The 14791-nt window shown below is 62.5% G+C and carries 12 protein-coding genes and 1 pseudogene; 2 read left to right on the forward strand and 11 right to left on the reverse strand.

The genetic code is table 11. The features are described from left to right. Positions 1-20 precede the first annotated feature (20 nt). Genes tssJ through AC0L2A_RS08465 form a run of 9 tightly spaced genes read right to left on the reverse strand, consistent with a single transcriptional unit; the run spans position 21 to position 9376 of the window. Positions 21-473, reverse strand: coding sequence for a type VI secretion system lipoprotein TssJ (gene tssJ / locus AC0L2A_RS08425; protein ID WP_023801306.1), 453 nt, complete (start codon positions 471-473; stop codon positions 21-23). 4 nt (positions 474-477) lie between these two features. Then, positions 478-1959, reverse strand: coding sequence for a type VI secretion system-associated FHA domain protein TagH (tagH, locus tag AC0L2A_RS08430; protein ID WP_473608339.1), 1482 nt, complete (start codon positions 1957-1959; stop codon positions 478-480). Then, positions 1956-3041 (reverse strand): type VI secretion system baseplate subunit TssG, encoded by a 1086-nt coding sequence (gene tssG / locus AC0L2A_RS08435; protein ID WP_473608340.1) that lies wholly within the window; start codon positions 3039-3041, stop codon positions 1956-1958. The genes tagH and tssG overlap by 4 nt, the downstream gene beginning before the upstream one ends. Beyond that, the gene (tssF, locus tag AC0L2A_RS08440) at positions 3005-4879 is read right to left on the reverse strand and encodes a type VI secretion system baseplate subunit TssF (RefSeq protein WP_473608342.1); all 1875 of its coding nucleotides are present in this window, start codon (positions 4877-4879) and stop codon (positions 3005-3007) included. Before tssF ends, tssG begins: the two co-directional genes overlap by 37 nt. Before the next feature lies 1 nt (position 4880). Then, positions 4881-5636 carry a type VI secretion system baseplate subunit TssE gene (gene tssE, locus AC0L2A_RS08445; protein ID WP_473608459.1) on the reverse strand — a complete coding sequence of 252 codons (756 nt, stop codon included), beginning with the start codon at positions 5634-5636 and terminating at the stop codon, positions 4881-4883. Beyond that, positions 5623-6078: an Hcp family type VI secretion system effector gene (locus AC0L2A_RS08450; RefSeq protein ID WP_287070029.1), complete on the reverse strand. Its 456-nt coding sequence runs from the start codon at positions 6076-6078 to the stop codon at positions 5623-5625. The genes tssE and AC0L2A_RS08450 overlap by 14 nt, the downstream gene beginning before the upstream one ends. A gap of 49 nt (positions 6079-6127) precedes the next feature. Beyond that, positions 6128-7633, reverse strand: coding sequence for a type VI secretion system contractile sheath large subunit (gene tssC / locus AC0L2A_RS08455; RefSeq protein ID WP_236378436.1), 1506 nt, complete (start codon positions 7631-7633; stop codon positions 6128-6130). Between the two features lie 3 nt (positions 7634-7636). After that, entirely contained in the window at positions 7637-8176 is a 540-nt protein-coding gene (tssB, locus tag AC0L2A_RS08460) for a type VI secretion system contractile sheath small subunit (RefSeq protein WP_027154109.1), read from the reverse strand. A 6-nt stretch (positions 8177-8182) separates the two neighbouring features. After that, positions 8183-9376, reverse strand: a complete 1194-nt coding sequence (locus AC0L2A_RS08465) for a type VI secretion system protein TssA (protein WP_473608343.1) — start codon at positions 9374-9376, stop codon at positions 8183-8185. A 333-nt stretch (positions 9377-9709) separates the two neighbouring features. On the opposite strand from AC0L2A_RS08465, the gene tssH reads away from it, so the two are divergent. Further along, the gene (gene tssH / locus AC0L2A_RS08470; RefSeq protein ID WP_473608344.1) at positions 9710-12475 is read left to right on the forward strand and encodes a type VI secretion system ATPase TssH; all 2766 of its coding nucleotides are present in this window, start codon (positions 9710-9712) and stop codon (positions 12473-12475) included. A gap of 166 nt (positions 12476-12641) precedes the next feature. After that, positions 12642-12881, forward strand: a complete 240-nt coding sequence (locus AC0L2A_RS08475) for a hypothetical protein (protein ID WP_023801316.1) — start codon at positions 12642-12644, stop codon at positions 12879-12881. A 665-nt stretch (positions 12882-13546) separates the two neighbouring features. Here the strand turns inward: AC0L2A_RS08475 and AC0L2A_RS08480 are convergent. Further along, positions 13547-14238, reverse strand: a pseudogene (locus AC0L2A_RS08480) (DUF899 domain-containing protein). After that, positions 14210-14533 carry a hypothetical protein gene (locus AC0L2A_RS08485; RefSeq protein WP_473608346.1) on the reverse strand — a complete coding sequence of 108 codons (324 nt, stop codon included), beginning with the start codon at positions 14531-14533 and terminating at the stop codon, positions 14210-14212. Before AC0L2A_RS08485 ends, AC0L2A_RS08480 begins: the two are co-directional and overlap by 29 nt. Positions 14534-14791 lie beyond the last annotated feature (258 nt).

Consider the following 14791-nt stretch of genomic DNA (forward strand, 5'->3'; position numbering starts at 1 on the left):
AGCACCCCTTGCCCTGGCCGCTAGGCGGAAATGCCGCCGCTGCCAAGCGTGACGTTGACGGTAACTGTTGATCCCGACGACACCGACTTGGTTGTACGCCAGGTCCGGCCGCCGGGCTCGCGAACGAGGGCAACGAAGCCCAGGGCAGCCGCGTCCGGCTCGACCGTGATGGTTTTGGATGCGGTCTTTCCAGGCCCGACGGAGATCTGGTCGGATCCGATGAGATCGCCTGCGAGTGCGGAGCCGGCATCCCCCTGCAGGGCGAAATAATCGGCCGAATTGAATTTGCCGGTGCTGCGCAGCCGCATCACCAGGACCGTCACCGGCCGGTCGCCGCCGCCTGGTCCCGGGTTCATGCCGGCCGCGCCGGTCAGGTTGACGGTCACCGCGGATGGTTTCGGCGGACCGCTCTGGCAAGCAGCAAGCAGCCCGGTTGCGCCCAGGGCAACGATGAATTCGCGGCGATCGATCATGTTTTCACTCCTCCTCATATGCATCCCGAAAATCAGCGCCGATTTCGCCCAAAAAGCTCGATTCCGCACTCTGGGCGATGTCACGATGGCGTTTCTGGTAAAGCTCCCACAGTTTTGCGCGGCGCCCGCCCGAAAGCACGGTGGCGATCGCGGAACTCGATTTGAGCTCTTGCTCGATCGCGGCCGGGTCAAAACGGTCTATCATTCGTCGCAAGGCGGACTGCACGCCTCGCCAGGCGCGCACATGATGTTGCGCGAGATCGCGGACCGCGTCGGCGATTGCCGCTTCACCGGCCAGAAATCCGGGGCTGCGCTCCGCGATGAGGGTCACGATGGCGTCGTCGACCGTCGGCAGAAACTTGAGCGGATTGACTTCAGAGGCCCCAACCACCGTCTGGGCGACGCGCGCGTTGCCTTTTTCCTCGGCTCGCTTGCGCAGCAGCTGCATCAGGCCTTCCATCATCAGCCGATACTCGCGACCGAATTTTTCCATTTCCGCGACGCTGTCGCGTCCGGGAAAATCGGCTTCCTCGACACCCATGCCGCGCAAGAATGCGCTGCGAAGCGCCGTGTTCGCCGGTTGCGCCGCTGCCGGGGAGGGGGCGGGCCTGGGCGCGGCACGTGGCGGAGAAGGGCTAGCTGCCGCGGGGCCCGGCAAATCCCAGGGATTGGCCGGCTGCGGCTCTCCGGCGCTATATTTGTGTTGACCGGTCGAGCCGGCGCCGTTTCTCAAATCGGGCGACGCGGCCGGCCCGAAACCGAAACCGTCATCGAATTCGGATGACTTTCTTGGAACAGACTGGCTTGAAACGGGCTGGCCTGGAACGGGCTCGCTTGCACCGGAAGGCGCCGGATCGAAGCTGAATGGGTCTGCGGCGTCCGGCGCACGACGCGGTTCGGAATAGCCGGCGCCGTTCGGCGCCGGCGTCGCTACCGGGTCGAGGCTGAACGGGTCGTCGAAGGCAGGCGAACTGCGCTGGTTGGCGCGCTCGAACGCTCCTGGAACGGGTTGCTCGAACGGGTTCGGCAGATCGGCGGGACGCGGCCGGCGCGGCTCTTCTTCGACCGTGGCTGAGAAGAAGTCATCGCGGCCGATGCTTACCGGCGCTCGCGATGCCGGCGGTGACCGCTCTGTGAACGTTTGGCTGGCCGCTGGTGCGTGAGCGACCGGCGTCTGCAGATCGACGCATACGATGTAGTCGCCCAGCCTCAGCCGCATGCCGTTCTGAAGACGGGCCGAGGTGCCGGTGCCGAGCGGGCTGTCGGAATCGTTTATGAACAATCCGCTGCTTGATGTGTCGGTGACGAAATAGCCATCCCGCCCGCCGGTGATCCTGCAATGGGCGCGTGAAACGAACATGTCGGGATCGTCGATCTGCCAGTCCGCGTCCGCGCTGCGGCCGATCACCAGTTCACCCTCGTCCAGCCGGGTCTGCCGTACCGCCTGGGTGCGTGGTCCGTGCTCCAGCGTCAGCAGCAGACTCATGCCGCGACCTCCGCCATTTCCGGCCGCCATCCGACGATCGTCCGCAGCCGCATATCGTCAGCATCGCCCCTTTCGGTGGGCCGCGCAAGCCAGGTGGTTCGGCCGAGCTGTACCGCTCCGATACGCGGCGGCGGCACAGCTTCGCGCGCCAGCACGATCCGCAGATCGACGTCGAGCGATTCGCCGACCATGTCGCGAACCGCCTGCTTGAACATTTTCAGGCGTTGGCCGCCCGGCAGGAAGGTCTTGAACTCCTCATAGCCGATCGGGCCGACGCGGAGCTCGATCCTGCTTTGGCGGCTGAAAACGCGCGGGCCGATCGTCGCCCCGCGACCCAGCACTGCGTAAGCCTGGGTAAGCCGGGTCTGGAGCGTCGCCGGTATGGTCATCCAGGTGGCAACGAACTCCTTGATCGCGACCGGCACCTTGAACGCTTCCGCCAGGAACAGCGTCAGCCGCTCCGGGCCGTCGACCTGGCTGGCGAGCGACGCAGCCTGGCGAAGTTTTACGGCGTCGAGATCGGAATTTTGGGTGCCGGGAAGTCCGGTTCCCGCCATCGCTTCAAGCATGGCCCTGACCCGGCCGCCGACCGCACGTTCGACCTGTACCGCCGGATGCGCGTCCGCCCAGGCCCGATAGTACAGGGCGATCATCCGGTGCTGGAGAATGTTGACGAAATCCACGAACGTCGTGTCGACGGTCTGGTGTGCATCAGCGCCGGTGAACCAGCGCTGCGACAGACGATCGAGCACCCAGCGTGTCAAATGAAGCGGCATCGGGCCTTCCGGTCCCATCAGCCCGAGATTTGCAACGGTGACCCGGGCCGGTGTCCCGTCCGTCCCCGGCGTCTTGTCCTTCGCTTCGCGGAATTCAACCACGTCCTTGGCGGAAAAGCTGAGGCGCACATGCTGTCCGAGCCTTGCCGGCTCGCGATCGGCGCGGCCGGAATAGCCGAACAGCCCGCCGCGTTGTTCGAGCCGGCGCAACAGTTCGAAAAAGTCGAACGTATCGTCCAGCGCTTCGGCCCGGCCCGGGTCGAGATTGCCTAGATCAGGTAGCGATTGCCGGGCGTCATCGGCCATGGCACATCCTCCTGCTTCTGCAGCAGCCGCGTGCGGGTCCGCACAAAGCCGTTTATTCCGGCGTGACGGGCAAACAGCCGGGCAAGCAAGGCCGAAAGCAGCAATGTGCTTTGCCCGGCCAGGACCGACTGGTCCACATGCAATGTCACTTCCGTGCCGCGTCCGAAGCACATCGGCCCATCGATCTGCAGCCGTTCGATGACGGAGCGCGAGTCGATGCGAACGATCGAGTGCACGTTGCGAGCCAGGCTCGGATCTCCCCGGTCGGCGTAAAGATCGAGCAGCGCATGCAGCGGATCGACACCGCGGCCTTCCTTGGCGAGGCTGAGGAAGTTGAGGGCCAACTGCGCCACCAGCCGCCATGCGAGATTATCGGCTCGGGATTCGCTTTCGGCGCCCGCGGGCAGCGCCGCCGGGATCGCCGGCTGCGGCGGGCGCAAGGCACCGGTAAGCCGGACCGTTTCGACCGGATCGCCTGTCTCCAGCGTCAAGGTAGGGTTGTCGTCGAGGATCGGCAGATCGCGGTTGGTGCAAAGCGCCATGATGTCGAGACGTTTCAGCGGCCGGTTCGCCGGGCTTCCGGCCGGCCGTGAAACCGAAAGGAAAACGTCGTCTCCGGTGTAGGAAGTCCGGGTCAGTCCGTCGCGCCGTTCATCTTCGGTGGCCCGGCGAGGGCGCCGTTCGGTGGAATAGACCCAGCCATTGCTGCGGTTTTGCCCCAGGCTGAAGAGTTCTGGAATTTCGGCGTCAGGACCCTCGGCATCGGCGTCCTCGACATGGGTCACCCGATAGATTTCGAAGTCGCGCGCCCGCGTGCGGTCGGCATGCAGCACTTGCCGCGTTCTGCGCGGATCAAGTTCGATGACGTTGCAGTCACGCTCGAACAGGTTGATGATCGGTGTCGCGAAAAGTTCGAAATCCGCCGGCGTCACATCGGCAAGCTCGGGCACCGGGCGCCGGAACATGAAGATGATCTCGACCCCGGCCTCGCATCGGCGCACGACCGGTTGCAGTCCTGAAACCCGCACGTAGTGAAAGCGCTCGGGCATCATGAAATATTCACGCAGCAGGCGGTAGCCTTCGAATGTCGGCCGGGTACGAGGCATCAACGCCTCGTCGTCGCTGATGCCGACCATTTCGGGTTCCGGCAACCGCGATAGCGGATTGGCCTTGCCCTCGGCGCGTGCGCCAACCGCCGAGCAGGCGCCGAAAATCGCGTCGAACAGCAATGGCGCCTTGGTGCGCCCGGCAAAATGGAAATCAAGCCGGTCGAGCGCCAATTCGCCGAGCTTGCCTTTTCCTGTTCGACCCAGCGTGATGCGCAGCGCCGCCTCGCCGGCTACGCCGCCGATCGGTGTTATGCCGGCCGCCGCCAACCCGCTGCGATCCTGGAAATAGCTGACCGAAATGATGGTTATCGGCCACAGCGTGATTTCCTGCGCGGTGGTGAATGTGCAGCGCGTCGACAGGCCGGGTTGCAGACTGGACACCAGACGCGTGTTCCGCTTGATGACATGGCCGGCAATCATCGACTGGACCTGCTGGCCGGGTTTCAGCACTGCCATCGCCGTTGCCGGCGCCGGGGTAACCAGATCGGGATAAAGGACATCCAGCACGCTGCGTGAAAACCGCGAACGCTCGGCGTCGACTTTCAACCGGGTGCGTGCAGCGAGGAAAGCGACGCCGTCGAGCAGCCGCTCGACATACGGATCCGGGCAGGGGACGGTATCGAGAGAAAGATTGCGTGCCACCGCCGGATGCATGTCGGCAAATTCCGCCGCGAGTCCGCGGATATGGGTCAGTTCCTCCTCGTAATATTCTACGAAGACCCGATCCATCTCAGCTTTCCCTGAATTCGGTCCGCGCCAAGCCGTTATCGAGGTTGACTGTCGTGCGCAGGCGCATGCGTTCCGGCGTCGGCGTCATGATCAGCACAGCGTCTATCTCGATTTTCAGGCCCGCATTCTTGTCGCCAAGGGTCACCGCTACCTTGGTTGCGCTTTCCTTGAGACGCGGCTCGAACGTGGCAAGGACCGAGCGGATCTCGCGCGCCAGCGCCTCGCGATCAAAGTCGCGCGACGAACGGCCCGAAAACGACGGCACGCCGTAATTAACCACGCTTCGGCGCACTTCGGGAAAATCGGCCAGCGATGGTGGATTGTCCACAACCTGTTCGTTTTCGAAATCGGTAAGAAGCGGGACAGCTTCGAAGCGCTCGGTGTTGAACAAGGCCTCGATGTCGCGCCGTACCGCCTCCCTGAGGACGCGGGCCGATACGACCACGCCACGGCTTTCGATCTCGGCGCGGTGTTGGGTCTGAAAGCCCAGGCGGTGCAGACGCCGCTTCTGATCGGACGTCAGCTCCGCGTCGGCGTCGATAAGCCGCGCGCTGCCGGCAAGCAGCGTGTCCAGCCGGTCAGCGCCCAGCTCGTCCTGCAAGGTCTGGCGCAGCCCGTCGATCTCGGAGGTGACGCCCGGCAGGTCGTTGACGAGGCGGTCCCAAAGAGAGGGCTGGACCGCCTCGCGTTTCGCCCGCGAACTGCCGGTAACCTGCAGCTTGTCGGCGCCGGGCCGCCGCGCCTCACTTGCCGACATAGACATCCATTTCGATTTCGTCATCCTTGTCATAGACGAACTTGATCTTCTTGTAGGCGAAGCTGACCTCCTCCTCGATCAGGTCTTCCTCGTCCTCGGCCTGCGTCATGTCGTATTCCATGATCGAGGCGTCGGTCAGGGTGACGACCAGATAGTCGCTGGTCTCGCCATCGATGGTCCGGCGGGCGGAGAACACCACTTCGTCCAGTGCCTTGTTGTCGAATAGCGCCTTTTTCAGATACGGCGATGACTTGTCATAATGCTTGGTGAACTTGATCATCCCCAGCGACACGCGACCGCGGCGTGAGAGCGAATTCGGATCGTATGGCGCGATTATCTTGTAATCGACCCCGTGGACTTCGATTTCGTCCTCATGGCCGTCTCGAACGCTTGGCCCTTTGATATCCGGAACTTTTAGAAAACCATCAATTTTCACGGGCATTGTCTTCCTCCAGCGTTTTCAAAACAAAACAGGATTATGTTTCTGCAAATCAAGCCTTTACGGACGGAAGTTCCGACACCAGACGAAGCGAGGCGTTGATGCCCTCCAACTGGTAATGCGGGCGCAGATAGAAGCGGGCGTTGTAGTAGCCCGGCCGCCCCTCGACGCTGTCCACCTGGACTTCTGCGGCGGCAAGCGGGCGCTTGGCGCGCGCCTTGTCGTCGGCAAAAGCCGGGTTGGCCAGCACGTATCGGTTGATCCACTCGGTCAACCAGATCTGCATGTCCGACCGCTCCTTGAACGACCCTATCTTGTCGCGCGCGATGGCCTTGAGGTAATGCGCAAACCGGGAAACCGGGAACAGATAGGGCAGGTTGGCGCTCAGCCGCTCGTTCGACTGCGCGTCGGGATCGACCAGCCGGCCGGCGCGGGTCTCGTCGTCCTGCAGCGAATGCGCGCCAATGAAAGCCGCCAGATCGGTGTTCTTGCGGTGCAGGATGGGCATCAGGCCGAGCTTGGCCAGTTCCGCTTCGCGCCGGTCGTCGATGGCGACTTCCGTCGGACATTTCATCGCCACCGATCCGTCGTCGGTGGGGAAGGAGTGCACCGGCAGGTTGATGACCGTGCCGCCATTCTCGACGCCGCGGATCTGCGTGCCCCAGCCATAGAGCTTGTGGCTGCGGTTTATGTTCACGCCCATCGGGAAGGCGGCGTTCATCCAGACATATTTGTTGTGGTCGCCCTGGACCTCTTCCTCGAAAGTGAAACCCTTCACCGGAACGGTATCCGTGCCGTAGGGAAGCCGTGCCAGGACCCGCGGCATCGTGAGGCCGATATAGCGCGCATCCTCGCTCTCGCGCAGCGATTGCCACGAGGCGTAGGCGGCGTTGGAGACGATCTGCTGCAGATCCTGCGGGTTCGGCAGTTCCTGCCAGCTGTCCATGCGGAACAGGCGCGGCGAGGCCGCCGCGATGAACGGCGTGTGCGCCGAGGCGCAGACGCCCGAGATGTTGCGCAACAGGCCGACGTCACGCGGATGGTTGGAGAATTCGTAGGCGCCGATCAGGCAGCCGATCGGCTCGCCGCCCAGCATCGAATACTCGTCCGTATAGACCTTCTTGAAGATCGGGCTCTGGTCCCACATCTGGCCTTCATAGTCTTCAAGCGTGTCGGCGAGCTGCTCCTTGGAAATGTTCATCACCCGGATCTTCAGCTTCTGATCCGTCTCGGTGTTGTTGATGAGATACCACAGGCCGCGCCATGTGCCTTCCATTTCGCGCACTTCCGGCGCGTGCAGGATCTCGTTGACCTGCTCCGATAGCATCTTGTCGATGCCCGCGATCAGCGACTTGATCGACTTGATCGCATTGGACGAGATGGTCGTGGTGTCGGATCGCGACTGTGCCGCCAGCGCGAGGTTGCGAACGAGTTGCTGCAGCTTCTCGCTGTCGTCCTTCTTGACCTTGAAATCCTTTTCCAGGAGCCCGCTGAATTCTCCGAGATCGATGGTCTCCGCCTCGGCGGCGACGGCTGCGGTCTTTTGCTGTTCGGCCATGACTTACACCTCAACCTTGTCTTCGTCCGACAATGCCTGGCTGGCGATTTTGCCAAGAAGCGGCTCGTTGTTCAGAAGCTGCGCTATGCGCTTTTCGGCGTCGACGCGGCCATCCATGAAGCCGAGCAGTTCTTCGAGCTGGCGACGCATCTTGAGGATCTCGGCCAGTTGCGGGACTTGCTCGGCAATCTTGTCCGGGGCGAAGTCGCCCATCTTGGTGAAGGTAAGATCGAGTGCTAGCTCTTCGTCCCGCTCGGCGCCCTCCGCCTGGGGCAGCGTATTCTTCACGCGGGCTTTGACGCGCGGCCCAAGCGCCTCCATGAAACGCGGGAAGCGGTTCGCATCGGTCTCGACAAAGGAGCGGTCCAGCACCGACTTCATCGCTTCCTTGGTCTGTGAAGCGCCGGAAAGATCGGCCATCACCCCCATGACGAACGGCAATTCGATCGTCGTCGGGCTGCCATAGGTTTCCACGTCATAGGCGATCTGCACGCGCGGAGCGCGGTTCCGTTCGATGACTTTCGCTTTGCTTTCAGCTGCCATGGCTCGTTACCTTTCATCCTTCTGGGCCGTCTTCTTGGCATCGGGAACGCCGGCAAGCAGCCGGAATTCCTTCAGCCCCGAGGGGGCGAGATCTTCCATCAGTTCAACGAAATCCATATGCACCATCCGGCGCACCCGGCGGGCGAGGTGCGGGATCGGGCTCGACGGTTCGGTGCGGTCATAAAAGGCGACGACGAGGTCGAGGCATTTCACGACGTCGTCGCGCGAGAAAATCCGCTCCGGCAACCCCGTGCTCGGTTCCGCGTAACTCGCCATACTTGCCATGGTATCGGCTCCATGACCCTTTGCAGGCATTTGACCGTTTCGAGCCGGCATTTCCGGATCTGCAGTCGTGGCGGCTGGCTCGGCCGCGCCGTTCGTCGCGGTCTCGATTGCCGAATTCCGTTCGAGGGTCGACAGCAAACGCTGCAGAAACCGTTTCAATTCCGGAACAGCGGCGCCACCGCCCTGTAGACGGACGTTGAGAGCCGTCTCGACCGCATCAAGAGCCGTGATCGCCGCTTGAGCATCGGCAATGAGGGACATCATCTCCGCATTGGCTTGATCGGCCTGCGCCTTGCATCCGCCATGAACCCGGTTCAGCAGTTGACCGTGCGCGCTGGCCAGCGCTGCCTTTTCCGCCGCATTCAGTCCTGAAGCCGCTTCCAGAAGCATGACCCGTTCGTCGAGTGCGCCTTGTTCCAGGTCGCGTCCGCTGATCGGTCCCATAGGGCGCGGCGCGAAGAAAATCATTTGCCGCAAGTCCGCCAGCAGCCCGTCCTGGCCATTCTGGAGGTCGAGCAGGGCGTTGATGCGACGCAAGGCGGCGTCGCGTGGTGAAGCACTGGGCCGCAGGGCCGGGTGCATGGTCTCCCAATGCAGATCGAAGGTCTGCGCAACAAGGGTCAGGCCATGCGCAAGCCCGGCGAGCCGCTGCTCGTTGGCCAGCGCGCGCGTGACAATGACGAGCAGACGCAGATCCCGGCCATGCGCACGCAATTCCTCTGCCTTGTCGAGGACGGCAGGCCAGTCGACCGGAATGGTGCTTCGCGACGAGGGCTGGTTGTGGCCGCCATGGACGACCTTGACCTGCGGCTCGGTGAGACGCTCCAACTCATGAAAGGCTGGATCGTTGCGCAAATCCTCCCCTGACGGATTTTCACCGTCCAGCGGATTCAGCCAGAGTGCGAGATCAAGCACACCATCCCCCAACGCGCGGCTCTTGGGCCGTGCCTGACCCAACGTTACCACACTGCGACACTTTACCACAATTTAGTTGATGCTCAATCTCAATACGAGCCTGCAACCGGCGCGCTGGGCTCGAAAGCGCTGGCTCGATTGTCGAACCCTGTCGGTGAATGCATCGCCGACAGGCGGGGCGTTCGATGGCGTTGCAGCCGATGGCGCCGGCGCCTGCCGGCACGGAAGAAATCGACTGAATCGAACACCCGGACGGCCCGCTCATAAACGCTCTTTGTCAAGTCGCTGCTTATGTGGCAATTTGTTGGCTGGCAGATTGGAGGGGCAAGTTCGATGGAACAGCGCCGGTCGTCGCAGAGCTTTAAACGCAAGGAACTGGTCGGCAAGCTCAACCCCGTCTGTTTGCGCGCCTTCAAGGCTGCGGCCGACACCGCCAAGCTGCGTGGCAATCCTTATGTCGAGCTCGTTCACTTCATCGAGCAGCTGGTGCTTTCAGAGCGCTCGGATGTGCAGCTGATACTGGCAGACGCCGGGGTGGATGCGAGCCGGCTCACGGCCGATATGACACGCGCCGTCGACAAGCTGCCTTACGGCGCCACTTCGATCGAGGAATTTTCCGATCATATCTTTCACGCCATCCAGGAGGCCTGGGGCCTGGCGGGACTGGAATTCAGCGTCGAGGAAGTGCGCAGTGCGCATATTCTGCTCGCCTGCCTGAAGACGCCGGTGCTGGAGGGCCTGCTGTCGAAGATCAGCGGCGAATTCGACAAGATCGATGCGCAGGCCGTTATTGCGCGGTTCGCAGACGTCATGGAGGGTTCGCTCGAAGCCGGCGCCGCGACTGCGGTTGCCGCCGCCGAAACACCGCGGCGGGCTCCGGGCGGGGATTCGGCGCTGGCCAAATATGCCACCGACCTGACCCAGCGCGCCCGCGACGGCAAGATCGATCCGGTCGTCGGCCGCGATCCCGAGATCAGGCAGATCGTCGATATCCTGATGCGGCGCCGGCAAAACAACCCGATCCTGACCGGCGAGGCGGGGGTCGGCAAAACCGCGGTCGTCGAGGGCTTTGCCTTGCGCATTGCCGAGGGCGACGTGCCGCCGACGCTGCAGGGCGTCAGCGTGCGCATGCTCGATGTCGGCCTGATGCAGGCGGGCGCCAGCGTAAAGGGCGAATTTGAAAAACGGCTGAAGGCGGTCATTGACGAGGTGCAATCCTCGGAAACGCCGGTCATCCTCTTCATTGACGAAGCGCACACCTTGATCGGCGCCGGCGGCGCGGCAGGAACCGGTGATGCGGCCAATCTGCTGAAGCCGGCGCTGGCGCGCGGTGAGCTTCGCACGATCGCAGCAACGACTTGGGCCGAATACAAGCAGCACATCGAGAAGGACCCGGCGCTTACCCGTCGCTTCCAGGTCGTCAAGATAGAGGAGCCGTCGGAAGCGGTCGCCGTTCTCATGCTGCGTGGTGTCGCCGGTGTCCTCGAGCAGCATCACAAGGTGCAGATACTCGATGAGGCGATCGAGGCGGCGGTCAGCCTGTCCCACCGCTACATCCCGGCACGGCAACTGCCCGACAAGGCCGTGAGCCTTCTCGACACCGCCTGCGCCCGTGTCGCCATTTCGCAGCATGCCACCCCGGCCGAGGTCGAGGACATCATGCGCCGCCGCCAGGCGCTGGAGGTCGAGCGCGCCATCATCGGCCGCGAGGCAGCGATCGGCATCGACGTGGCCGACCGGCAGGCTCGGGTCGAAACCGGGCTTGCCGAGACCGAACTCACGCTTGCTGCCGCGCAGCAACGCTGGGATCGGGAAAAGGCGCTGGTTGGCGAGATACTCGAACTGCGCGCCAGGCTGCGCGGCGAGGGTGTGCCGCTCGACGCCGTGGAGCCTTCGGGGGCGGTCGCCGAAACCGCAGGCGCCGATGTATCTGAGATCAAAGCGCCCGAACCCGATGCGCCCGAACCCGATGCGGAAGCAACGGCCGCTGCCGGTCCTTCTCCACCCGACCCGGCTGCCGATCTCGCGCGGCTGCGCGAGCTGATGGCCGAACTCGCAGAAGCGCAGGGCGAGACGCCGCTGATCCTGCCGTCGGTCGACCGCAACGCCGTGGCGGCGGTGGTGCAGGACTGGACCGGCATCCCGACTGGCCGGATGCTGTCGAGCCAGACCGAAAAGGCGCTGCGGCTCGCCGTCACGCTGTCCGAGCGCGTGGTCGGTCAGGATCACGCCATGGAAATGATTGCCAAGCGCGTGCAGACCAGCCGCGCCGGGCTCGGCGCGCCCGAAAAGCCGGTGGGGGTGTTTCTGCTCTGCGGTCCCTCGGGCGTCGGCAAGACCGAAACCGCGCTGGCCCTGGCCGAGACGCTCTATGGCGGCGAGCAGAACCTCATTTCGATCAATATGTCCGAGTTCCAGGAGGCGCATACGGTCTCTACCTTGAAGGGCGCGCCACCCGGATATGTCGGCTACGGCAAGGGCGGCATTCTCACCGAGGCGGTCCGGCGCAAGCCCTATTCGGTGATCCTGCTTGACGAGGTCGAGAAGGCGCATCCGGATGTGCATGAAATCTTCTTCCAGGTCTTCGACAAGGGAATGATGGACGACAGTGAAGGCCGGCGGATCGATTTCAAGAACACGCTGATCCTGCTCACCTCGAACGTTGGTTCCGAAGTCATCATGGACCGGACCAGCAGCGGCACGGTGCGGGCGGGGCTCGACGATCTCGACACAGCACTGCGCGCCCCGCTGCTGAAGGTTTTTCCAGCGGCCTTCCTGGGCCGGGTGGTGACCATCCCTTACTACCCACTCTCGGACATGATGATCGAAGCGATCACCCGCCATCAGTTCGCCAAGATCGCCCGCCGGCTGCGCTCGAGCAACGATGCCGAGTTGGTGATCGGTGACGGTGTCATGGATCTGGTCAAAGCCCGCTGCACCGAGATCGAATCCGGCGGCCGAATGATCGACGCCATTTTGACAAACACGCTTCTGCCGGAGTTGAGCCGTGGCGTTCTGAACCGGTCGCTCGAGGGCGAGAAGATGACGAAGGTGACGGTTGGAGCCTCCGAAGGAGGTTTCACCTATTCCTTCGAATAGCTGAGCAGCAATCTGTGGTTAACCGGCGCCGTAGCACCGCTCAGGGTTGATCCGCCGCATTTTGCGCCCGAGTACCAGAGCCAATTTGGCGTGGTTTCGCGCGTCGGTTGCATCCTGGCCCCAGACACGCTACTATACCCTCTCGCGTTCCCGGGGGGGAAGGTGGATGAGCATCGTCCATAGGGTCGGTCCAGTTCTAGATCAGGCGATTGCCGCAGTCCTCAACAGGGCCGGCTATGGCGACACTGTCTCGGTCAAAGCGGCATTAAACCAGGTTCGGCAGGCTGCACCTGGTTTGGTCGCATCCAACGACGATCTGACCGAAGCCATTCTCGAAGTCGCTGCTGCCCTGGGCCTGTTGGTGGCTTTCGATGAGCACGAGCAGTATCCGCTCAATCCCGCTTAGTTATCCGATCACCGCTCGAAAGATCTAATGCATGTCGCGTAAGCGGTTTTGCGATAACGACATGCATAAACATGAATCCATTCAGCCGAGACGCGCTTTAGCGAGATAATCCGGCCCCTCATGGAACCCTTTAGCAATCGACGAGTTGCGTTCAAAGCTGAAGGTGACGGTCATGGCAACCAGAGAGAGCGATCGTGGCTTCCGAGAACTGGTCCGTTCGGAAGACAATCGTCGGAGCCTACGCAAGCGATTAGGACTGGAAGGCGATCCAACCCTGTCGCCGAGGCTTCTCGCATTAGCTCTGAAGCTTCAGAAGGAGCTTGACCGGCGCGAGCAAGAACTGGCTGACGAGAACCCTCCATCACCCTGAAGTCACAGCACTCATTCCGGTGACCGTAGGTGACGCGTCAGAGAGCGGGCCATAAGACCCCTGCCGACGCCGTTCGCGAATTGATCGGCGCCGAAGACAATCGTCGTCACGTACACACGCTGTTGGGGCCGGCGTTTGATCCAGAATTACCTCCAACACTTGCCCCATTGCTCGAAGCCATTGGCAAGGCCAAGGACGAATCCCAACACTGTTACGAATAGGGAAGCAACAGCTTGTGGGTGCGACGGATATTTCTCGTTTTACCGTCCGGCATCATTCCACCGTCCTCGCGGGCCTACGCGTAGCGGTCGTGGCGGCGCACCCAGTCCATTCCCTCGGCTTCGTTGCGCCCCCTTGGCATGAGGTCGAGCATGGCGTAGGTGCCCATCATCACCTCTACACCGCGGCCGAAGGTGGAGTACGTGTGAAAGACGGTGCCAGCCTCATCCTTGTAGAAGGCGCTCAGGCCAGGCCATTCCTCGCCGGTTTCCCGCCATTCGCCGTAGTTGTAGTCGATGTGCCCGGTGGCGACCTCTTCGGGCGTGAAACTGACCCGGAAATCGTAGTTGAACGGACTGCCGTTGAGGACACCCATCGGAACTGCCAGCCCATACGTCTGCGGTAGCGCTCAATATCGGCAAGCGGCGCGCGCGAGACGGCGATCATGGTTACATCGTGATGCGCCAGATGCTTGTTCATGCCGTCGGTGTGATCAGCCATGAACGAGCAACTCGGGCAGCCTTCCTTCCATCCCGGTGCGAACATGAAATGTTGCATGAGAAGTTGCGAGCGGCCGTCGAAGAGATCGGCGAGCGCACGCGGACCATCCGGCGTGTCAAACACGTATTCCTTGTCGATACGCACCCAGGGCAAGGCGAGCCGCTCGCGTGCGACCTTGTCGCGAAGCTGCGTGAGTTCCTTCTCCGCTCGCAGGAGGTCCCGGCGGGCGGTCAGCCAGTTATCGCGTGAAACAACAGCGTGTTGCATTGTCAGTTTCTCCTTGGGTTTGGGCGACGGAAGTGTTGCAGTGTTGCGAACGGGCGGAAAAGAGCTTCAGCCACGGCGATACGTGAAAGAGGCTCATCAGCAGGTACATCAGGGCCATGTCGTTGATCGGCATGAAAGGCGGGGCGGCAGAGCACATGGTCATGCTCGAGCCGACAGTAGAAATCCAGGCCATCAGTGCAAAGGTCGGTGCGGCGGCGAGCCCGAGCCAGCGGGCAAAACCGACCGCCTGCCCGAGCAACGAAGTGGCTTTCTCTTTTGCTGCAAACATCGTCATTTCCGGTCCTGCGGTCGAATTCGCCGTTTCCACGGTTTTGATAAAAAGACGCTATCTCGGGCAGCCGGAGAGGTGAGAGTTACAAGTGTGACGGGATTTCAATGTGGGGCTGCAAACGGACCTGCAGCAATCGCCTACCGCAATAATCAGGAGCGCGCATTTAGCCCTCAATCCAACGCATTCTACCCGCGTCCTGGCCGACACGGAAACGAATGAGACGACGCCCAGTTGCGAGCATCGCTTGCTGGAGCTGCGTTG

This window comes from Mesorhizobium sp. WSM4844 (assembly GCF_055811775.1).

Bases quoted from the DNA above. Each gene is read 5' to 3' on its own strand.
- tssJ (WP_023801306.1), bottom strand. From the start codon at position 473: ATGATCGATCGCCGCGAATTCATCGTTGCCCTGGGCGCAACCGGGCTG.
- tagH (WP_473608339.1), bottom strand. From the start codon at position 1,959: ATGAGTCTGCTGCTGACGCTGGAGCACGGACCACGCACCCAGGCGGTA.
- tssG (WP_473608340.1), bottom strand. From the start codon at position 3,041: ATGGCCGATGACGCCCGGCAATCGCTACCTGATCTAGGCAATCTCGAC.
- tssF (WP_473608342.1), bottom strand. From the start codon at position 4,879: ATGGATCGGGTCTTCGTAGAATATTACGAGGAGGAACTGACCCATATC.
- tssE (WP_473608459.1), bottom strand. From the start codon at position 5,636: ATGTCGGCAAGTGAGGCGCGGCGGCCCGGCGCCGACAAGCTGCAGGTT.
- AC0L2A_RS08450 (WP_287070029.1), bottom strand. From the start codon at position 6,078: ATGCCCGTGAAAATTGATGGTTTTCTAAAAGTTCCGGATATCAAAGGG.
- tssC (WP_236378436.1), bottom strand. From the start codon at position 7,633: ATGGCCGAACAGCAAAAGACCGCAGCCGTCGCCGCCGAGGCGGAGACC.
- tssB (WP_027154109.1), bottom strand. From the start codon at position 8,176: ATGGCAGCTGAAAGCAAAGCGAAAGTCATCGAACGGAACCGCGCTCCG.
- tssH (WP_473608344.1), top strand. From the start codon at position 9,710: ATGGAACAGCGCCGGTCGTCGCAGAGCTTTAAACGCAAGGAACTGGTC.
- AC0L2A_RS08475 (WP_023801316.1), top strand. From the start codon at position 12,642: ATGAGCATCGTCCATAGGGTCGGTCCAGTTCTAGATCAGGCGATTGCC.
- AC0L2A_RS08485 (WP_473608346.1), bottom strand. From the start codon at position 14,533: ATGACGATGTTTGCAGCAAAAGAGAAAGCCACTTCGTTGCTCGGGCAG.